The 18,221-nt window shown below is 40.4% G+C and carries 19 protein-coding genes and 1 pseudogene; 10 read left to right on the top strand and 10 right to left on the bottom strand.

Features of this window, described 5'->3' with window-relative positions; all coding sequences use genetic code 11:
- Positions 1–105 precede the first annotated feature (105 nt).
- The gene (locus Q8G36_RS05000) at positions 106–1,302 is read right to left on the bottom strand and encodes an MFS transporter (protein WP_305159248.1); all 1,197 of its coding nucleotides are present in this window, start codon (positions 1,300–1,302) and stop codon (positions 106–108) included.
- 188 nt (positions 1,303–1,490) lie between these two features.
- Positions 1,491–1,817 (bottom strand): PadR family transcriptional regulator, encoded by a 327-nt coding sequence (locus Q8G36_RS04995; protein ID WP_305159247.1) that lies wholly within the window; start codon positions 1,815–1,817, stop codon positions 1,491–1,493.
- Between the two features lie 233 nt (positions 1,818–2,050).
- Between Q8G36_RS04995 and Q8G36_RS04990 the strand changes: the two genes are divergently transcribed.
- Positions 2,051–3,109 carry a DUF2157 domain-containing protein gene (locus Q8G36_RS04990; RefSeq protein WP_305159246.1) on the top strand — a complete coding sequence of 353 codons (1,059 nt, stop codon included), beginning with the start codon at positions 2,051–2,053 and terminating at the stop codon, positions 3,107–3,109.
- The gene (locus Q8G36_RS04985; protein WP_305159245.1) at positions 3,102–3,638 is read left to right on the top strand and encodes a GDYXXLXY domain-containing protein; all 537 of its coding nucleotides are present in this window, start codon (positions 3,102–3,104) and stop codon (positions 3,636–3,638) included. The genes Q8G36_RS04990 and Q8G36_RS04985 overlap by 8 nt, the downstream gene beginning before the upstream one ends.
- An 84-nt stretch (positions 3,639–3,722) precedes the next feature.
- Here the strand turns inward: Q8G36_RS04985 and Q8G36_RS04980 are convergent, their stop codons facing one another.
- The 4 genes from Q8G36_RS04980 to Q8G36_RS04965 form a co-directional block, all read right to left on the bottom strand.
- The gene (locus tag Q8G36_RS04980) at positions 3,723–4,202 is read right to left on the bottom strand and encodes a C40 family peptidase (protein ID WP_305159244.1); all 480 of its coding nucleotides are present in this window, start codon (positions 4,200–4,202) and stop codon (positions 3,723–3,725) included.
- A 196-nt stretch (positions 4,203–4,398) separates the two neighbouring features.
- Positions 4,399–4,671 carry a phage holin gene (locus Q8G36_RS04975; protein ID WP_063234789.1) on the bottom strand — a complete coding sequence of 91 codons (273 nt, stop codon included), beginning with the start codon at positions 4,669–4,671 and terminating at the stop codon, positions 4,399–4,401.
- Between the two features lie 402 nt (positions 4,672–5,073).
- Complete coding sequence (locus Q8G36_RS04970; protein WP_336622950.1) at positions 5,074–6,252, bottom strand: LL-diaminopimelate aminotransferase; 1,179 nt, start codon at positions 6,250–6,252, stop codon at positions 5,074–5,076.
- A gap of 62 nt (positions 6,253–6,314) precedes the next feature.
- Positions 6,315–7,205 carry a TIGR01777 family oxidoreductase gene (locus Q8G36_RS04965; RefSeq protein ID WP_305159243.1) on the bottom strand — a complete coding sequence of 297 codons (891 nt, stop codon included), beginning with the start codon at positions 7,203–7,205 and terminating at the stop codon, positions 6,315–6,317.
- 223 nt (positions 7,206–7,428) lie between these two features.
- Between Q8G36_RS04965 and Q8G36_RS04960 the strand changes: the two genes are divergently transcribed.
- The 7 genes from Q8G36_RS04960 to Q8G36_RS04930 all read left to right on the top strand — a co-directional run bounded on the left by Q8G36_RS04960 (position 7,429) and on the right by Q8G36_RS04930 (position 14,136).
- Positions 7,429–7,614, top strand: coding sequence for a hypothetical protein (locus Q8G36_RS04960; RefSeq protein ID WP_305159242.1), 186 nt, complete (start codon positions 7,429–7,431; stop codon positions 7,612–7,614).
- A gap of 163 nt (positions 7,615–7,777) precedes the next feature.
- Positions 7,778–8,191 carry a GNAT family N-acetyltransferase gene (locus Q8G36_RS04955; RefSeq protein ID WP_305159241.1) on the top strand — a complete coding sequence of 138 codons (414 nt, stop codon included), beginning with the start codon at positions 7,778–7,780 and terminating at the stop codon, positions 8,189–8,191.
- Positions 8,192–8,707: 516 nt separating this feature from the next.
- Positions 8,708–9,178 (top strand): DinB family protein, encoded by a 471-nt coding sequence (locus Q8G36_RS04950; protein WP_305159240.1) that lies wholly within the window; start codon positions 8,708–8,710, stop codon positions 9,176–9,178.
- 774 nt (positions 9,179–9,952) lie between these two features.
- On the top strand, positions 9,953–11,542 hold the full coding sequence (locus Q8G36_RS04945) for an S-layer protein (RefSeq protein ID WP_305159239.1): 1,590 nt from the start codon (positions 9,953–9,955) through the stop codon (positions 11,540–11,542).
- A gap of 314 nt (positions 11,543–11,856) precedes the next feature.
- Positions 11,857–12,681, top strand: a complete 825-nt coding sequence (locus Q8G36_RS04940) for an amino acid ABC transporter substrate-binding protein (RefSeq protein WP_305159238.1) — start codon at positions 11,857–11,859, stop codon at positions 12,679–12,681.
- Positions 12,665–13,369, top strand: coding sequence for an amino acid ABC transporter permease (locus Q8G36_RS04935; RefSeq protein WP_305159289.1), 705 nt, complete (start codon positions 12,665–12,667; stop codon positions 13,367–13,369). The genes Q8G36_RS04940 and Q8G36_RS04935 overlap by 17 nt, the downstream gene beginning before the upstream one ends.
- A gap of 29 nt (positions 13,370–13,398) precedes the next feature.
- A complete protein-coding gene (locus Q8G36_RS04930) occupies positions 13,399–14,136 on the top strand; it encodes an amino acid ABC transporter ATP-binding protein (protein ID WP_305159237.1) in 738 nt (245 codons plus the stop codon).
- Between the two features lie 74 nt (positions 14,137–14,210).
- Here the strand turns inward: Q8G36_RS04930 and Q8G36_RS04925 are convergent, their stop codons facing one another.
- Positions 14,211–15,386, bottom strand: a complete 1,176-nt coding sequence (locus tag Q8G36_RS04925) for an MFS transporter (protein ID WP_305159236.1) — start codon at positions 15,384–15,386, stop codon at positions 14,211–14,213.
- Between the two features lie 377 nt (positions 15,387–15,763).
- Between Q8G36_RS04925 and Q8G36_RS04920 the strand changes: the two are divergent.
- Positions 15,764–16,130 (top strand): annotated as a pseudogene (locus Q8G36_RS04920) (response regulator transcription factor); the annotation flags it as partial.
- Here Q8G36_RS04920 and Q8G36_RS04915 read toward each other — a convergent pair.
- The 3 genes from Q8G36_RS04915 to Q8G36_RS04905 all read right to left on the bottom strand — a co-directional run bounded on the left by Q8G36_RS04915 (position 16,081) and on the right by Q8G36_RS04905 (position 17,992).
- Positions 16,081–16,242: a hypothetical protein gene (locus tag Q8G36_RS04915; RefSeq protein ID WP_305159293.1), complete on the bottom strand. Its 162-nt coding sequence runs from the start codon at positions 16,240–16,242 to the stop codon at positions 16,081–16,083. The pseudogene Q8G36_RS04920 and the gene Q8G36_RS04915 overlap by 50 nt on opposite strands.
- 191 nt (positions 16,243–16,433) lie before the next feature.
- Positions 16,434–16,724 (bottom strand): DUF3817 domain-containing protein, encoded by a 291-nt coding sequence (locus tag Q8G36_RS04910; RefSeq protein ID WP_034305497.1) that lies wholly within the window; start codon positions 16,722–16,724, stop codon positions 16,434–16,436.
- Between the two features lie 203 nt (positions 16,725–16,927).
- On the bottom strand, positions 16,928–17,992 hold the full coding sequence (locus Q8G36_RS04905) for a C45 family peptidase (RefSeq protein WP_305159235.1): 1,065 nt from the start codon (positions 17,990–17,992) through the stop codon (positions 16,928–16,930).
- Between the last annotated feature and the right edge of the window lie 229 nt (positions 17,993–18,221).

Raw genomic sequence — 18,221 nt, 5'->3', positions numbered from 1 at the left:
CCATCTTTTAAATATTTAGGATAATACACTGATGAAACAACGATTCCAGTGGTGTTCCTCCTGACTCAAAAAAAGAATGACTTCCATCGAAGCCATTCAACGTCTTTATATTGATTTTACTTTATCCTCGCTCCTGATAATGCATAAATAAACGATCATTGAAATGAAAATCGAAGCGGCTGCCGTGATATAGATGCTCCTATAGCCGAAGAGGAAGCCTATCTGCCCGAACATGATGGCACCTATGCCCACTCCAAGATCGAAAAATGAAAAGTATGTTGCATTCGCCATCGCCTTCCGATTGGGTGCCGTCTTTTCAATCGACCATGCCTGCAGCGCCGGCTGGACAGAACCGAATCCAAATCCATAAAGCACTGCCGCAATGTAAAGGACCGCTTCACTCGGCATCCACGCAAGCAGCAGCATCCCAGCCATGATGAGTACTGTTGAAGGCACGAATATGGCTCGATGTCCCCTTCGGTCATATAATCGACCCGCGAATAATCTCGTGACCATGAGAGCCATTGCATATACTAAAAAGTACCACTGAATCCCATCTACACCTTTTTCCGCTGTATACAGGGGAAGGAAGGTTGCAATTCCACCGAATGTAACCGAGATGAAGAAAATGAGCAAAGATGGCTGAAGGGCACTTTTTTCATATATATCAAACCTTTTGGCTCTGACAGCCGCCGGAGGATCACTTTCCACTTTTTGATGCCGAATAAGTGATGCTGCAATGATGGCAAACAATCCTAATAATGAGCAGATCAAAAACAACTCTTGAAAAGGAAGGACCGTAACTAGAAAAAGACCCAATGATGGCCCGAATGCCAGTGCTAAGTTACCCGATAATCCGTAATACCCCATCCCCTCACCACGCCGTTTCGCAGGGATTATATCGGAAGCAATCGTTCCTGAAGCCGTTGAAGAAAACCCCCAGCCGACGCCCTGTACAATCCGCATCATGAATAACAAACCGATGCTCCCCATAAAACCGAAGGAACCCACTGACAATGCAAAAATGGCTAACCCGGCAAGAAAAACGATGCGCCTTCCCTTTGTCTCCAATAACCTGCCGGCAATTGGCCGAACAAGCAAGGCCGAAAAAGTGAAGATTCCAAGGACAGCCCCCACAAGGCGGTCATCACCGCCAAGCTGTTCTACAAACAGCGGGAGAGTCGGCATCGTCATTTGAAATCCCATGAAGATGCACATATTTGCCAAACAGATCATGATGAAATCACGTGTCCAGATTTTATCAGTCCCTCTTACCCGTTCATCCACTAAGGTTTCCCTCATATCCCTTCACCTTCTAATTTATAATAGTCATTGCCAGTTTACTAAAATTGGTTAAAATAAGCGAATGATTTATTTCGTGTACCTAAATATATATATATAAATAAAAGCCCAGTATGACACCGGGCTCCTCCTTTAACATTCATAATGAAAAGCTGACATGATCATTTCCGTCCACTTACCTTCCGTATTCAAACTAATCGGTTCACACCTTCCTTGATTAATTGGTTGACCCCATTCGAAAATTCATTCCATTCCAACAGCAGCTCTTGAAGGTATCTCCGGCCTTTGTCGGTTAACTTATAATACTTGCGTGGAGGCCCTTCTGTTGATTCCTGCAAATAAGTCGTAAAATACTCTTCCTTCGTCAATCGTCGTAAAAGTGGATATACAGACCCTTCCGATATTTCAATTTGATCCGAAATCTTCTGTACAAGTTCATAGCCATAGCGATCCTGCTTATCCAATAAGACCAGGACACATAGTTCCAGGACACCTTTCTTAAATTGTACATTCATAGCACCATCACTCCTTCCAAGAGTCTTTTAGTATAGTTCAATAAACAGTACTGAACACCGAACAATACATCTTATGTAAATAATTTACCACATGGTACTGTTCATTGCAAGGTACTGAAAATGTTTTTTTGGTCTTACATGCATTCCAATAAGGGTAGAAGAAAATTAACATTATATTCAAAGCTGCAAAAGAATACGATGTATAATAGTAAAATGTGGAAGGGGGAGTTACTTTGGCCAATAAAGAAATAACAAAAAAGCAATTCGAGTTTCTTGAACATGAATTTAATTACCTTGAAAAGGAAGGAGTCATCTCCCAGCAAGAGAAAGTGAGGATGTTAGGTTCCTATGATGTAAAAGGTAATTTGAGCTTCATCACTATTCTATTATCCATTGGGGCACTTCTTTTAGGTTTAGGCGTATTGACCTTCGTAGCCAGTAACTGGATCTATTTAAGTAAAGCGGTTAAATTCCTGCTTATCATTGCATGCCTCATCGGAGTGAACTTTGCTGGCGTGAAGGTGCAGGTACGCTTTCCCAAAACGTCACGAAGTCTGCATTATGCAGGTATTCTGATCTTTGGTGCAGGGATTTTTCTAATCGAGCAGATGTTTAACATTAGCATCAATTTCAACAGTTCCTTTTTATTATGGGCGATAGGAACGGTATTCATTGGATACTATTTGAAGGATGTCTTTATCATCCTTTTTACATCTTTCCTGCTTTTCATTTATATGAACGGAAGTATATTCGTTGATGAAACATCTTATCCGCTTGCCATTCTTGTATTTCTACCGGCTTTATACATTTTGTTAAAGAAATTCGATTACCCAAAATATCTGACCTTTTTCATTAACGCTTTAGCCATCAATACAATTGCCTTATTTCTAATGGAATTCGTGCCGAAGTCCGGTTTTGAAAATTCGAATACGATTGTGCTTTCCATTCTGTTTGTACTGGGAATCGTGCTTGCCTATATTCCGGTAAGAGCCAAATTACAAAATATCACACACATCCAAGGGCATATCTTACATGGTATTACCGCACTCTTCCTTACCTTTGATTTTTCAATCTGGTTTCCTTTAGCTTATTTCGTTTTCCTGCTTTATCTCATTCTTAAAGGCAGTTTGACCAGCATCGTGATAATATGTGCATTGATTTTCAGATATTATATCTACTCCTTTGACTTCCTGCCAAAATCGCTTACATTCATCATCGGTGGAATCATGCTTATCGGTTTTGGCTTCTTCTTTGAAAATCAACGAAAAAAAGGAGGGGAACTCAATGAGTAATCCATCATTCCGGCCACTCATCGTATTTTCCATACCAGTCTTGATTCTATTAGTCTTGGCGTTTCCTCCTGTCTGGACAACAATGACAGGTGATGTAATCAAGATCAAAACAGCCCCGGTCGACCCGACTGACTTGTTTAGGGGAAGCTATGTGGCTTTGAAATACGAAATTGAATCCGTTAAGCCATCACAAGTCGATGACTCGATTAAAACCGAGTTCAATACAAGAAATATGGGTGATTATAAAAAGGTATATGTACGTTTAAAACAAAACACTGATGGACTATACGATGTCGATTACGTAACAAAAGAAAAACCCGGCAAAGGCGTTTACCTAAAAGGGGAATTGGAAATCCCATATGACCTGCAAAATGCTGAAACCATTCAGATCAGATACGGTCTGGACAATTATTTCGCATCCGAAGAAAAGGCAAAGGAAATGGAGAAGGACGCATTGGCCAATCCTTCAGTGGCCGTAGTAAAGGTTCGTAATGGCCATGTTGTTTTAACGGATATCATCATTGAATGATGGACCCCGGAGATGACTAGCAAAAAGAGCATCGGTTTTTCGATGCTCTTTTTGCTGGACTTTTTTCATATGAACATCAGATTGTTACTTAATGACTCGTTTTGCCCCTATATATTTTTCTTTCCAATACTTATCACTCATTTTGACCACCTTGACTCCTTTGGTGGTGGTTCCGACAAATGTACCATTTCCATAATAGATTCCCACAAAAGAGACCTGCCCTTTCTTACCTGTCGCATAGAAGACCAAATCTCCCGCTTTTAAATCTTTTTGCTTCACGGCCTTTCCGGTTTTATACTGTTCCGCACTCGTTCTTGGAATCTTCATTTCTGTGGCGGCATTTTTATATACATACTGGGTAAGACCGCTAGCATCAAATCCTTTTGGTGTCGTCCCCCCATATTTATATTTGCTTCCCACCTGCTTCTTTGCCAAAGCGGCAACTTCATCACCATAATTGATAGAGGCTGAAGCATTAGCCGGACTGAATATGAATGCCGTCAATAATGCTCCGATTAAAACTATGGCTGCAAACCATTTTGAAACTGGTAAACTATAACTCATTCTTTTTCCTCCCCAAACTGAAAATGAACCACAATTTTAAATGTATGTTGCATTTCGGTTTTCAGACCAAAAATCATTTTTAATTCGGCCATCATCATCTCTGCCAAAAAACAAATAACCAGATAACACCGTTTTGTAACTAGTACGGTGTTATCTGGTATATTCTACTCTTCAATATATGAAAGAATAGTGCCCATTACTTAGGATCCTTGTATTGTCGAGCATTCTCACTGTCGCTTAGACCTTTAGTGGTATGATCGACCACACCGCCGACCCCAAAGAATGTAAGCGCTATGAAGTTAATGATGCCTAAAGCCCCGTTCAATGCATCATCAGTAATGGTAAAGCCTATAGGGGTAATGAAATTGTTTATGAACGCGGCAACCATCTGCGCCAATAATAATAGCCCAGGAAGGAGTACCGTGAATATAAACGTCGGATTCTTAAGACGCACTTTCCAGTTGATCATTGCTTTTCCCCCTCTCTATCAAATTAAGTCCGCTTCATTGAAGATTGTTGCGAACTTGCTATATATTATGCGGCTTGTCCTTTTTACGTTCGGCAATTCCATTAATAATCTATCGCTCTAGTATTCATAACAATAAAAAAGCCCATCCGAGGATGGACCTTCTCTTAAACTTCAAAGTAGTTTTTTTAAAACACTAGAGAGCGCCTCAAAGTAAGTAACAACTTCCTCAAGCTCTATATACTCCTCAGCGTGCCAGTTGATTCCTTGCTTTAGAAAATAAGCTTCTGCCTCTATAGCTGAATTGGTAGTCACTGCCCCATAAAAATGGGAAAATAAAAAGAAAGAACGTCCGATCCGTGATCGAGCGTTCTTAAAACCTGAATATATTAAATGCTGGATTTTTCAAACTCCAATTTTTTCCTCCAAAAACAATCTGATCCGTTCAGCAGCTTCTGTCAATCTCTCGGCCGGCTGGACCAAGGCCATCCTGACATACCCTTCACCCTGCTTCCCAAAAGCATCGCCTGGGACGACCGTTACCCCTGCTTTTTCAATCAATGCATAGGCAAAATCCCGTGATTTCCAGCCAACAGGAATTTGGGCCCAAATAAACATGGTAGCTGCGGTTTTCGGCACATGCCATCCCCCTTCCGCAAGTCCTGATATCAAGGCATCACGTCGGGACTGGTATTCCTTAACCTGTTCGGATAGCAGCGAAAGATTGGAAGTTAACGCCATCTCGGCAGCTTTTTGAATAGGATAAAAAACCCCATAATCGATGTGTGATTTCAGCGTTCCCAGGATGTTCAGCGCCTCTCGATTGCCCACTGCATACCCAATGCGGCAGCCGGCCATATTAAAAGTTTTGGAAAGTGAGTTAAATTCAATCCCCACTTCCTTGGCACCAGGAATGGACATAAAACTAATTTGCGGATGATCATCAAAAATCAACTCGGAATAAGCAAAATCGTGAACCACCATGATCTCGTTCTTTTTCGCAAATGTTATGACTTCCGAAAAGAAAGCTTCATCAGCAAGGGCAGTGACAGGATTTCCTGGATAACTGATGATCATCATTTTGGTCTTTTTCACTATTTCATCCGGAATACCGTCGAATTGCGGCAGGAATCCATTTTCGGCAGTAAGCGGCATCGGATGAATGATTCCGCCGGCAAGCTTTACACTCGCTTCATAAATTGGATATCCCGGATCTGGCACCAGCACATAATCTCCAGGGTTTATCATCGCCGTTGCCAAGTGTGCAAGGCCATCCTGCGATCCCATCAGTTGGAGGACTTCCCTTTCTGCATCCAGCTCCACCCCATAACGCATCCGATAAAAATACCGGACTGCCTCATGGAATTCAGGCGTACCTTTTAACGTATACCCGTAGGAATTGGGATCCTGCGCATACTTCACTAGCGTATCCACTACAAAATCAGGCGGTGGTAAATCCGGACTTCCTACACTCAAATCAATAACATCCAGCCCTCGTTTCATTGCATCCTGCTTGCGGGTCGCCAACTCTGAAAATATCCCTGTTGTGAATCTTCCGACTTTTTCGGATGGAGTCATATTCATTCTACTATTCCCCTCCATTAATGATTTTCTATCTATCATTATAGCAATCAATCTCGATTATTTTAAGAATTCATCAGTATCTGTTCCAGAGCCTCATCAAGATGATGGAATTTAAATGCATACCCCGCTTTTTCCAATCTCTCAGGTATGACCCACCGGCTTTTTAATATCAATTCCGTTTCGGTCCCCATAAAGAAAGCCCCCATTTCAAGCATGGGTGTTGGACAGGGCAGTCCTATCCTAATATTCATGAACTTTCTCAAATGAGCCATCAATTCACGATTTGTTACTGGATGCGGCGATGAACAATTGAACACCCCGCTCAACTCCTGATTCTTTCTCAGAAAAAGGACAATGTTAAATAAATCTTCTATATGTATCCAACTGAATTTCTGACTTCCTGATCCTTGATGGCCTCCCAGTCCGAATTTAACCAAATTCCTATACGGGGTCATCACTCCCCCATCTCCCAATACAATGGCGATTCGTAAAGCAATTTGTCTCGTTTTAGGTAATCGGAAATCGAAAAATGAGCGCTCCCACGCTTTCGCAACATCTACAGAAAAGCCTGAACCGATTACACCATCCTCCTCCGTCATTGGTTTATCTACAGCATGCCTGTATATCGTTGCCGTACTTGAGTTTATCCATAATGAAGGAGGATTTTCACATTGTTCAATCGCCTTACCCAGCACTTCAGTCGTATCAGTTCGTGAATCCAATATTTCTTTCTTATTCTTGGCATTGTAGCGGCAATTGACCGTTTTTCCTGCTAGGTTGATTAACATATCCGAATTATCGATCGTTTCAATTATTCCTTCTTTATCTTCCCAGCCAGTATGCGGGGTTTGCCTGGAGATGATCCTTACCTCATATCCCAAATTCCTGAAATGCTTTTCAAAGTATTGACCGACAAAACCAGTCCCTCCAGCTAAAACCACTTTCTTCAGCATATAACCAACCCTCTTTCGTTTATGAGTTAGATAGTACGAATAATAACGAGTGATACCCTTTTTATGTGAAGTAATTCACAAAATTATACCATATTATTACATTAAATAGTAGCAAGAATACATAACATACCACTGTGCAATTGGTGAACTTGTCCAAGCAAAAAGGAATATTAACACATAATTTAGTAATGTGGAAATTTATAAAACAAAGGGGATGATTTCAGTGTCAAACAAAAAGCTAAGAAGAACTGGTAATTCTGGAAATAGCAATTCTGGAAATGGCAATAGCAGCCTTAGGTCTGCCTTGAGAAGAGTCTTAGAAAATTTATTAAACAATAATAGAGGTACTTCAATTAAGGAACCTACTTCTATCAAGCAACCCACTTCTGTCAAAGAATTTGAAAATTAGAAGGTTGCTTTTTTAAGATTAACATGGAATCCCTTTGGACTAATCTAAAGGGATTCCGTGTTGAATCCAGTTTTCTGAATTTTGGTTATGTATTTACATGTACCGGCTATATATTTCTAGTGAATAACTGTTATATCTAATAGAGATAAAAGGAGAAGTTATGATGTATTTTTTTCGAGACTGGAATCCTAAAAAGGATATAAAGAAATTAACGGATATTACGGTAAAAAATTTTCGGGTTTCGTCCGATAAAGTGAATGAAATTCTGAAAAAGTCACACAAGGTACTCGTGATTTGTAATGATAAAGGTAAAGTAGTAGGATTTCTTTGTTATAATCTTTATTTATATAAAGTGGCTCATATTAATTATGTAGTACTTGACAAGAAATATAGAGGAAAGGGAATTTTGCAATCCCTTTTACCAGAACTAGTAACTTATGTGAGAAAAAAAGGGATCCTTGTAGTGTCCGGTTTCGTGAACAAAAATAACCCTGAAGCATTACAAAAGTTTAGAGCCCTTGGTTTTAAACCGATTTTAATTTATCATGATGACATTCTAATTCAATCACTGATTTAAGAAGGGTCTCTTGAAGCTTATAGCGTAAATAAGAAGAAAGATCGATCAAAATACATTCTAATCTTGTAATACAGTGCACAACTAATACGAATCATTCATCTGTTTTACCCTTCATTAACTGGCCTTCTCTGTCTGATAATAATACTAATAAGAGATATTAGTATTATACGGATATATGAATCATGTGTTCCTCCTTACAAAACTAGGGAATGAAATCGCCTGTAAATTCTACACGGATTATAGGCATTTTCCCGGTCGTCTCATCAACCTTTCTTTAAAACCCCCATCACTTGCAATTTAAGATCACTTTTTAAAAATGGCAACCAGTAAAAACTGGCATAGCATACGGTTATCTATTGAATTAACTGGAGCGGCACTATAGATAACAGAAGGAATACGCCATAAATTAACTACCTCAAGTTGATCGTTAAATTCTCTATATTTTCAAAATGATTCCATATTTCCGGCATTCATTCGTGCTATAGTGTGTGTATACCTGCTAAAAGGGGAGATACTATGAAATCGATAGAACTAATCATCTTAAATCTGGAAGAGGTTAGAAGAAGAAACATTAAACTATGGACTTCAATACCTAAAGGCACACTCCATTGGAAACCGGACGACAAGGCAATGAGCTGTTTAGAAATGGTTAGACATGTCCTTGATAGTGAGCATTACTATCATTTATCTATTAAAAATCAAGGCAGCTTACCCGTTTATGAATCACCATATGAAAAACAGCCACTTATCTCTGTAGAAGCGGAATTAAACTTTGCTGAACCTTACAGGCGTGATTTTTTGGAAACAATCATATCCTTCAGCGAAAACGACTTATCCAATATTAAAATTGATCGCTCTGATGTAGGATATATCAGGGATTTAGGAGACATGTTGCTAAGAATCGCTTATCATGAGTCGGTACATACTGGTCAATTATTGGACTATTTAAGAACTGCTGGAGTCCCTAGAATCAGCGTTTGGGATTAACTGCATCATTTTCAAAGGTGCTTCATCGTGGTGAAGCACCCTTTTCATTTTTCCGACTGCATGAAACATCCCTCATTGACTATAACCTGAGTTCAAAAACAGCTCCGCCCTAATCAAATCTATAATCTTGGTTATATATTCTCTAAATGTGTAAGTCACGCAGTCCAGCCATTTTCACATGATGAAAGGCTGTGAATTGTCCCTGATCCATAAACCTGGAGCTCCGGGGAGCGGTTTTCAAATAGTTTCTCTTTAGTAGACAACCCAACCATATTCCCTGATGCTCCACCATAATAAAACAATCCAATTGAGCATCAAGGAAATGTTTCATGTAAGAAAATTGTGGAAAAGTAGCATCACACCTAAAGTTTTAGGAAAACAACTCGGCAATGCTGACGAAATAAGCCATATTTCCAATACGAATGAAATCAACTACATTTACAAGGACAAGAAATTATGAACTTGGGTTCATTTTTGGTGAAGATCAAACTGTAGATCATATCAATCTACTCGAAGCTAAATGATATTTACGGCAAAATAGTTGTTGCAGGTTGTAGAGAAAGGAAGTTTTCTCTGCAACCTTTTTTGTTTCAAGCCCCTCCCCCTTCTTTCCCTTTCAACTTCCAAACCGCTGTCACCGCCCCAAAATACATAATGGAAGCGAACCGATCATTTCATTTACATAAACCATACTCACCCCAAACGGATTCTTAATATTTTTACAATAAAATTAGCTTGTTCAACATTATTTCAATATATGGAGGTGTCGGTAAAATGATTAATAAGTTCAGGGCTTTCACAGTATCGGTTCTATGCATGGCCATCCTTTTTCAGGGTCTTCCGGGCGCGGTTGCTGCAAAAGATGCAGAAGACCATCAGACAAATCCGGGAGGCAGATGGATGAAGGGGGAATATCATGCCCATACCACTCAGTCCGATGATGCCGAGGGATCACAGAGCCTTGAAAGCTTGCTAAATAACGCATTTGATAAGTATGGCATGGATTGGATGGGAATTTCTGACCACTTGAGGATGTCTTCAAGGGATGATGAGGGACATTTGATTCCAGGCGGGCCGATACCGCTGTCTCAGGGAATCATTCAATATCAAGCCCCGAAAATGGAACAACTGCAAAAAGAGGGCAAATTTAAAAATAAAATCATCTTTTCAGGCTTCGAATGGGACATGCCTACATACGAGCATGTCGGCATAGGTATTTTAGGAGATCAGCCGGGCTCACCTAAAAGTCTGAAAGCTGGCAATCAGTTTGAATATCTGTTCACCAACCAGGATGAAAAGATGTTTGATCCTGCGGATGTAGCCGTCTGGAAAGCACAGGATCAAAGAGCAAATAAGACATCCGAGGATGCTCGAACAGCATTGGCATGGCTTGAGAAAAATTATAAGAATACAAGTTATGCCATATTGAACCACCCATCAAGAAAAAGGGTGTACAACATATCTGATTTTCGCGACTTCAACAATATCGCCCCGGATGTCATGTTCGGATTTGAAGGCATGCCAGGTAACCAGATGGAACCAGATAGAGGCGGTTTAAATCTGACAACACCGGAAAACCGGACCTATGGCGGTTCCGATTACATGCTTGCTAAGGTAGGCGGTGCATGGGATGCGCTTCTTGGGGAAGGTCGTAAGTTCTGGAATTTTTCCAATTCGGACTCCCATTTTGAAATCAGTGAAAACCGCCTATACTCCAGCGGTTACTGGCCAGGGGAATATTCCAAGAATTATACATGGGTAAATGGTTCATCGATGCAATCTGTCCTTGATGGCATGCGATCAGGAAAATCCTTTTCCGTTTTTGGTGACTTGATCGATGCCCTTGATTTCCAAGCTAAAAACGGAAACAACAAGGCAGAAATGGGGAGCGAAGTGAAAGTGAAGGAAGGACAGATGGTCAAGATCACCATCCGATTTAAGAGCCCCAAAAAGAACAATAACGGAGACCCCGTCAAGGTGGATCACGTAGATCTAATTTCCGGGGAAGTAACCGGGAAAGCAGTGCCTGGAACACCTGCTTATAATAAAGCCACCAATGATACGACAAAAGTGGTTAAACGCTTTACAAGTAAAGACTGGAAAACAGATCGCGATGGTTTTCATACCATCACTTACAAAGTCAAAGCAAATAAGGATCAATATTTCCGTTTGCGAGGCACGAATCTAGGGGAAAATGTCTCTGGAGAAACGCTGGACGGTGAACCGCTGATCGATGCAAAGACTGAAATCGAGGATAACGAAACGCGTTTTTCAGAAATAAACAAACGTAACTATAAAGACCTTTGGTTCTATTCGAACCCAATTTTCGTCAGCGTAGAGGATGGAAATCATGATAAACACTAAGTTAAAAAGAATCCTGCAATAGTTCTTGGACGGCCTTAACAAGCCCTTCCTCCACTTAGCTAATTATCGACGTGGATGAGGGGCTTTTTGTCCCCTTAGATTCTTAATGATTACTTCCCTTTCTTTAAGTTCCTTCCTCGGATAACGATGCACCTTTCTTTTAGTTTTATTTCACTTCAATGCGTGAAAATCCGTATAATTCACCAAGTTTCATTAACACTAATCATATAAGTTATTTTCATTGACTTTTTTCCTTTTCTTGTATAGTATCACAGTGTATCAATCCCTATCAGATTACTAGGAGGTTTACCCAAATGAAAAAAATGGTTGCACTTTTATCGCTATTGTTAGCTTTCACGGTTGTACTTACCGCTTGTGGTACCAATACTAAAAATGAGGCAAACGATAACGACAATAAATCTTCTTCACAAGAAAGTCTATATGATAAAGTCAAAAAAGATGGCGTATTAACTGTTGGAACAGAAGGTACATACCCTCCTTTCACATTCCACGATGATTCAGATAAACTAACGGGGTTTGATGTTGAAATTGCTAAAGAAGTGGCAAAACGCCTTGGAGTGAAAGCTGAATTCAAGGAAACACAATGGGACGGCATGTTTGCAGGATTGGATGCTAAACGTTTTGATATGATCGCAAACCAAGTGGGCATCGATGAAGACCGTCAAAAGAAATATGATTTCTCTGACCCATATATTCAATCAGGAGCCGTATTGCTTGTACACAAAGATAATTCGGATATTAAATCCTTCGATGATTTGAAAGGCAAGACCTCTGCACAATCTTTAACGAGTAACTACAATGATCTAGCCAAATCACATGGTGCTGAAGTTACAGGTATTGAAGGATTTTCTCAATCCGTACAGCTTATTGGTTCCAAACGTGTAGATGCCACGATCAATGACAAATTATCGTACCTTGATTATAAAAAGCAACACCCGGATGCACCTATCAAAGTGGCTGATGAGGAAGAAAGCGGAGTCGCAAGTGGTTTAATGTTCAGAAAAGACAGCGGCAAATTAGTGGAAGAAGTAAACAAAGCACTTAAAGCAATGAAAGACGACGGCACGTACGCGAAAATCTCGGATAAATGGTTTGGTGAAGATGTTTCTCCTAAGTAATATCTTCGCCGACCCCGAGCGTATGAACCAGCTTGTTTCCATCGCTCAAACCTCCCTCTATCCTATGATAGAGGGAGCTATTCAATATACGATTCCACTAACATTGATTACATTCGTTCTCGGCCTTATTCTTGCTGTACTCACAGCATTGGCTAGATTATCTTCCATTAGAATTCTTCAAATAATTGCGCGTGTATATGTGTCAATCATCCGCGGGACACCTTTACTTGTGCAATTATTTATCATTTTCTATGGACTTCCAAATTTAGGTGTAACCATCAATCCTTTCATATCGGCTATTATAGGATTCTCTTTAAATGTGGGAGCATACGCTTCGGAAATTATAAGAGCAGCCATTTTATCCATACCAAAAGGGCAATGGGAAGCAGGCTATTCAATCGGGATGACATATACCCAAGCTTTAAAGCGAATCATTTTGCCGCAAGCAGCCCGTGTATCGATTCCCCCATTATCCAATACGTTCATTAGCCTTTTAAAAGATACATCGCTTGCATCACTCATTCTTGTAACGGAATTATTCCGTAAAGCTCAAGAAATCGCTGCAAAAAACTATGAATTTCTACTACTTTACATGGAAGCAGCTGCTTTATATTGGATTTTGTGTACCATTCTATCTTTCATTCAAGGAAGTTTAGAGGACAGACTAAATCGTTATGTAGCAAAATAAGAACCGCAGTAGTTAAAGGAGATTTTAAAATGATCAACATTAAGAATCTTCATAAATCGTTTGGTGACCTTGAAGTATTGAAGGGCATCGATTTGGAAGTGGAGCAAGGTAAAGTCATTGTATTGATCGGTCCTTCGGGTTCAGGTAAAACAACCTTTCTTCGTTGTTTGAATCTCCTTGAGGTACCCACGGACGGGACTATTGAAATCGATGAAACCATAATGGACTTCAAAAAAACCGTTAGAAAAAATTCGATTACATCTTTTCGCAGTTTGACAGGGATGGTTTTCCAAAGCTATAACCTCTTCCCCCACAAAACAGCATTGGAAAATGTAATGGAAGGACCCATCATTGTAAAAAACATAGCCAAACATCAAGCGAAAGAAACGGCTGCTTCCCTGCTTACGAAAGTGGGCTTAGGTGAAAAAATCGACTTTTATCCGTTTCAATTGTCCGGCGGACAGCAGCAACGAGTCGGAATTGCAAGGGCACTGGCCATGGAGCCGAAGGTCATGCTATTCGATGAACCTACTTCCGCTTTAGATCCTGAATTAGTCGGAGACGTATTACAGGTCATGAAAGACCTGGCGAAAGAAGAAGGCATGACAATGATCGTGGTAACCCATGAAATGCGTTTCGCCCGTGAAGTCGCCGACGAAGTCATTTTCATGGATGAAGGAAAAATAATGGAGCGGGGAAAACCCGAGCAGATTTTCACAAACCCTAAAGAAGCGCGTACACGTAAATTCCTCAATATGATTCAATAAAAAACGGTGCTATTCAAGCACCGCTCGCGGCCCCCCATTTTTTTAGAAATGGGGGGTTTTTGCCAATCATTAAATTAATGAGATGCTTGGACCTGTCTAGTCTGTGTCCGTACATGGTATAACTGATAAAGAATCAAAGCAAAAACGGAAAGGATCGCGCCCGATATAAATGGTAAATCAATTGAAATCGAAAATAACCAACCTCCTATCGGAGGACCTGCAATCCTGCCGAACGAGTCGAAGGAAGATAGTAGTCCAGTGACACTGCCATGGCCCGTCATGGAACTTTTGGTCAGCAGCGCCGAAATTGCCGGCCGGATGAACCCATTACCCACTCCGAAAATCGTCAGGAAGACCGCCGATGTCCAAAAACCGGAAGAAAACAGGATGAGAATGAAACCAACTGCCGATACGATGATTCCCATTCGGATGACCGCGCCTTCCCCATATTTCTTTGTCATCCTACCCACTAATCCACCTTGAACGATCGCACTGCCAACCCCCATGATCATAAAGATATAACCTAGTTGGACAAGACTTATATCGGCCTTTTTGGCTGCAAAATAGGCAAAAGTCGTTTCGAGTCCTGCCATTGAAAGAGTGACGATCAATTGCAGGAAGAACATGGTTTTAAGAGGCCCCTTAAAGGCTTTCCACATGGACTCTTTATTTTTTGACTGTTGGGCCCTTTTTTCAACTGTATGTGATTCCTTTAGTATCGCAATCACTAAGAATAAAGTAATCAAAGAGGAAATTCCAGCAATGTAAAACGGTAAATTCAAACTTGATTTGGAGAATACCCCGCCAATCGCAGGTCCAAAGATGAATCCAAGCCCTGTAGCGGCCCCGATGATTCCCATCCCTTTTCCCCGATCTTCCGGCGTCGTGATATCAGCCACATACGCCATTGCGGTTGGCATGTTTGCCGATGACAAAATTCCGCCAATGATCCTGGCTACAAATAATACCCATAAGGAATCTGCCGAAGCCGTGATGAAAAACGAAAGGGACAGTCCAGCAATCCCGATTATCATGACAGGCTTACGTCCTATCCGGTCAGATATACGTCCCCACATCGGGGCAAAAAATAATTGCATTAATGAATAAACAGCCATTAAAAGTCCAAGCTCAGTAGGACTGCCACCAACCTTTTCGGCAAGGAACGGAATGACGGGAATGATGATCCCAAATCCGACCATGACTAAAAACATCACTAAAAAAAGAACGGGTAAGACCTTTTTTGTTTCCATTATTTTTTTCTCCTTTTATTCTTCCACATTCGCTACATACTTTTATAGAAAGATTGGGGTCAAAAGAACAGCAACGAATTCCTTAATCATATTACTTAGCATAATCTTCCTAACAATACTTTAAACAGTTTATCATACAACCTTTACCAAATCAGTATGAAGCATGATCTTCTTTCGGAAACTCCCTTAACAAAATAAGAACCAGGCATCAGACTCCTGATCTCTACAGTAATTTTTCATGTCATGGTACTTAGTTTTTTCCACTCTGTTTCGTGAAAATAATGGAATGAGTTCGTTAAAAATCTTTCCCTCCCCTTATTTTTTATTAAGGGGTACTCTATACTGTAGGGTATGATTGATGTTTGGGAGGTAGAAGAATGTCTAATGATCAGAGGATTTTAATTATTGACGATGAAGAAGATTTGGCACGTCTCATGGAGACAGTTTTACATAAAGAAGGTATCCCGAATATTGTTAAGGCGGGAACGTTTGGATGGGTGGGCAAAGTTTCAGAAGTTCGACCCATCACTAGTCTTGCTAGATATTATGCTGCCAGATGGTGAAGGCTATGATTTATGCAAGCAAATTCGTGAAGTGTCGAATGTGCCCATTTTATTTTTGTCAGCAAAGGACGAGGAAATTGATAAGCTTTTAGGGTTGGCGATTGGCGGGGATGATTATATTACCAAACCATTCAGTCCAAAAGAAGTCGCATATCGGGTAAAGGCGCAGCTGAGGCGTGCCCTACAAACTCCCCTTCATGAATGTCAAAAGATATATTTTCTAACGCTGTGTAGGCAGCGCTTGATTTACCATATGTTTTTTTTATATTTTCCACTTTTAATAATGGTTCCATTTGTTTCACCTCTTCAGTATTGTTGATACTTATACTTTACATGCTCATTCTTACAGCATCTTTGTGCCAACCTTACAGCAAGCTTAAATCCATAAAAAAACGCCTTCCATTTAAATAGGAAGACGTTTTTTTTTTATGGATTTTTCAAAAGTAAAAGTACTGAATAAATACGATATCAGGTTCTTTATCATTTAACTTTGCTTCAATAGCCTGCGGTCGATTACAAAATTCCCAAATGGGATGAATGAAACGATGAAAATCATCGCCATCTTTAAAAAGGACCATTTTGATATGATGCTCACATAAAGTAATAAAAGCCCAAACACGACAAATAAGAAACCATGGATGCTGCCTAAAATGAGTGTTGCTTCCCCAATATCCAATATGTACTTAATGGGCATACCAATAGCAAGCAATAGAACATATGAGATTCCCTCAATTATTGTAATAAACCGAAACCATCCAATAGCTGTAGAAAACATTCGCTCATCCCCTTATTCATTGTACAAGTACGGCACACAAATCCAGCTTCTTGTCCCCAATCCAAAATCTGTTACTCTATCATATTATATTCCTGTGACATCCACTAATAAATAGTACCAGGTTTGCCTAAAAATAGAACAACAAAACCCAATCCAAGGATTGGACTGTTAACAACTTAAGGTTCAAATTTACTTAAAGACCTTCAATTCCGAAACCAATTCGCTCCCTCATCCATGTGCACGAAGGGAATATCCGTATCAATTACACCTTTGATTCGTTCTATCTCAACATCTTCCCCTTCGAGCCATTTCGCAAAATCTATTGAAGTCGGCTCCTGGTTCCCTCCCAATGCAATCCAAGCTTTCATCTCCTTAGGTAAATAAGCGGATGTATGAATCGTTCCCGCCCAACTGCTATATAAATCCGAAAAGACTCCTTGGTTGGTATCATTAAACAACCTATAAGCATCGTAGGCAGATGAAAGTCTCCCTTCATGATCTTGTATAATCTCCAATCGGCGTTTCGAATCGATAAGATGGTTCCGGTTTTCATTCTTCATGATTTCAAAGTGATTGGTACAGGCATTTGACGTGCGCACCTCTACATTTCTCGGGGAGGTTTCCACAATATAGGTACTTCCGCTTTTATCATAGACGACGTAAGTGAAAGAATGACGATGCGGGATTTCCTTCAGCATCGCGACCGCTTCCTGAACGTTCGCACAAGATTCAACAATCAGTCTGCCAATCATGCAACAAATGAAACCATCACCAGGGTTCTTGCGATTCATGAAGTTATAGCCTATCACCAACCCTTTTTCGTTCATTCCATCCATTCGACCAGTCCCTCGCTGACTCGGGCCGATGCTTGAATACCCTTGATCGGTTGGCTGGAATAAGACATAGCGTCCTTCATAGGTCTTTGGGTGGTAATCATAATTGCGAATGAGATAATCATCGCCTGTCATGATGGAGCATCCCGACCGAACATAATCCAATCGGTATCCACCGAACTCTTGCAGCACGCGGTCGATTGGCCATTTCAGCGCATCTTGCAACCCAAGTAATTCTTCCCAAACTCCAGGTGCGAATTGTGTAATTGCTGTCTTGACCTCTTCTTCTTCAACCGTAAACCGCGGCTGCCTGATCTTCCACTGATCTTCACGATTTTTTACCGTTAGTGAATCTTTTAATTCCTCCCCTTGCATGTATCCAAACTCATAATGTGTACCCCGAAATTGTATGACATCACTATATATTTGCTTCACGGCTTATCCCTCATTTACAGTAGTTGCTATTAAGAATACTTGAAGAATTGTTGAAAATAAAGAAGATAAGCCTTAAATCTTCCCATATCATTAGTTCAGATAAGAAGACCCAGATAGGGCTGCTTCAATTACGTGATAGTACGGTGTTAGTTAAGGAGGAACGGTTTTATGCCGTCCTCTTTTATTTTAGTAAATTCCTCGAATGATTTTCGTGACATCAAAAATAAGA

It is taken from the genome of Peribacillus frigoritolerans, assembly GCF_030676415.1.
GTDB lineage: Bacteria > Bacillota > Bacilli > Bacillales > DSM-1321 > Peribacillus > Peribacillus frigoritolerans_A.
This window is presented reverse-complemented; position numbering and strand designations above follow the sequence as displayed.

Bases quoted from the DNA above. Each gene is read 5' to 3' on its own strand.
- Q8G36_RS04995 (WP_305159247.1), bottom strand. From the start codon at position 1,817: ATGAATGTACAATTTAAGAAAGGTGTCCTGGAACTATGTGTCCTGGTC.
- Q8G36_RS04980 (WP_305159244.1), bottom strand. From the start codon at position 4,202: ATGAGTTATAGTTTACCAGTTTCAAAATGGTTTGCAGCCATAGTTTTA.
- Q8G36_RS04935 (WP_305159289.1), top strand. From the start codon at position 12,665: ATGTTTCTCCTAAGTAATATCTTCGCCGACCCCGAGCGTATGAACCAG.
- Q8G36_RS04910 (WP_034305497.1), bottom strand. From the start codon at position 16,724: ATGTTTTCTACAGCTATTGGATGGTTTCGGTTTATTACAATAATTGAG.
- Q8G36_RS04965 (WP_305159243.1), bottom strand. From the start codon at position 7,205: ATGCTGAAGAAAGTGGTTTTAGCTGGAGGGACTGGTTTTGTCGGTCAA.
- Q8G36_RS04915 (WP_305159293.1), bottom strand. From the start codon at position 16,242: ATGGAACCATTATTAAAAGTGGAAAATATAAAAAAAACATATGGTAAA.
- Q8G36_RS04925 (WP_305159236.1), bottom strand. From the start codon at position 15,386: ATGGAAACAAAAAAGGTCTTACCCGTTCTTTTTTTAGTGATGTTTTTA.
- Q8G36_RS04950 (WP_305159240.1), top strand. From the start codon at position 8,708: ATGAAATCGATAGAACTAATCATCTTAAATCTGGAAGAGGTTAGAAGA.
- Q8G36_RS04930 (WP_305159237.1), top strand. From the start codon at position 13,399: ATGATCAACATTAAGAATCTTCATAAATCGTTTGGTGACCTTGAAGTA.
- Q8G36_RS04975 (WP_063234789.1), bottom strand. From the start codon at position 4,671: ATGATCAACTGGAAAGTGCGTCTTAAGAATCCGACGTTTATATTCACG.
- Q8G36_RS04945 (WP_305159239.1), top strand. From the start codon at position 9,953: ATGATTAATAAGTTCAGGGCTTTCACAGTATCGGTTCTATGCATGGCC.
- Q8G36_RS04970 (WP_336622950.1), bottom strand. From the start codon at position 6,252: ATGAATATGACTCCATCCGAAAAAGTCGGAAGATTCACAACAGGGATA.
- Q8G36_RS04985 (WP_305159245.1), top strand. From the start codon at position 3,102: ATGAGTAATCCATCATTCCGGCCACTCATCGTATTTTCCATACCAGTC.
- Q8G36_RS04955 (WP_305159241.1), top strand. From the start codon at position 7,778: ATGTATTTTTTTCGAGACTGGAATCCTAAAAAGGATATAAAGAAATTA.
- Q8G36_RS04940 (WP_305159238.1), top strand. From the start codon at position 11,857: ATGAAAAAAATGGTTGCACTTTTATCGCTATTGTTAGCTTTCACGGTT.
- Q8G36_RS05000 (WP_305159248.1), bottom strand. From the start codon at position 1,302: ATGAGGGAAACCTTAGTGGATGAACGGGTAAGAGGGACTGATAAAATC.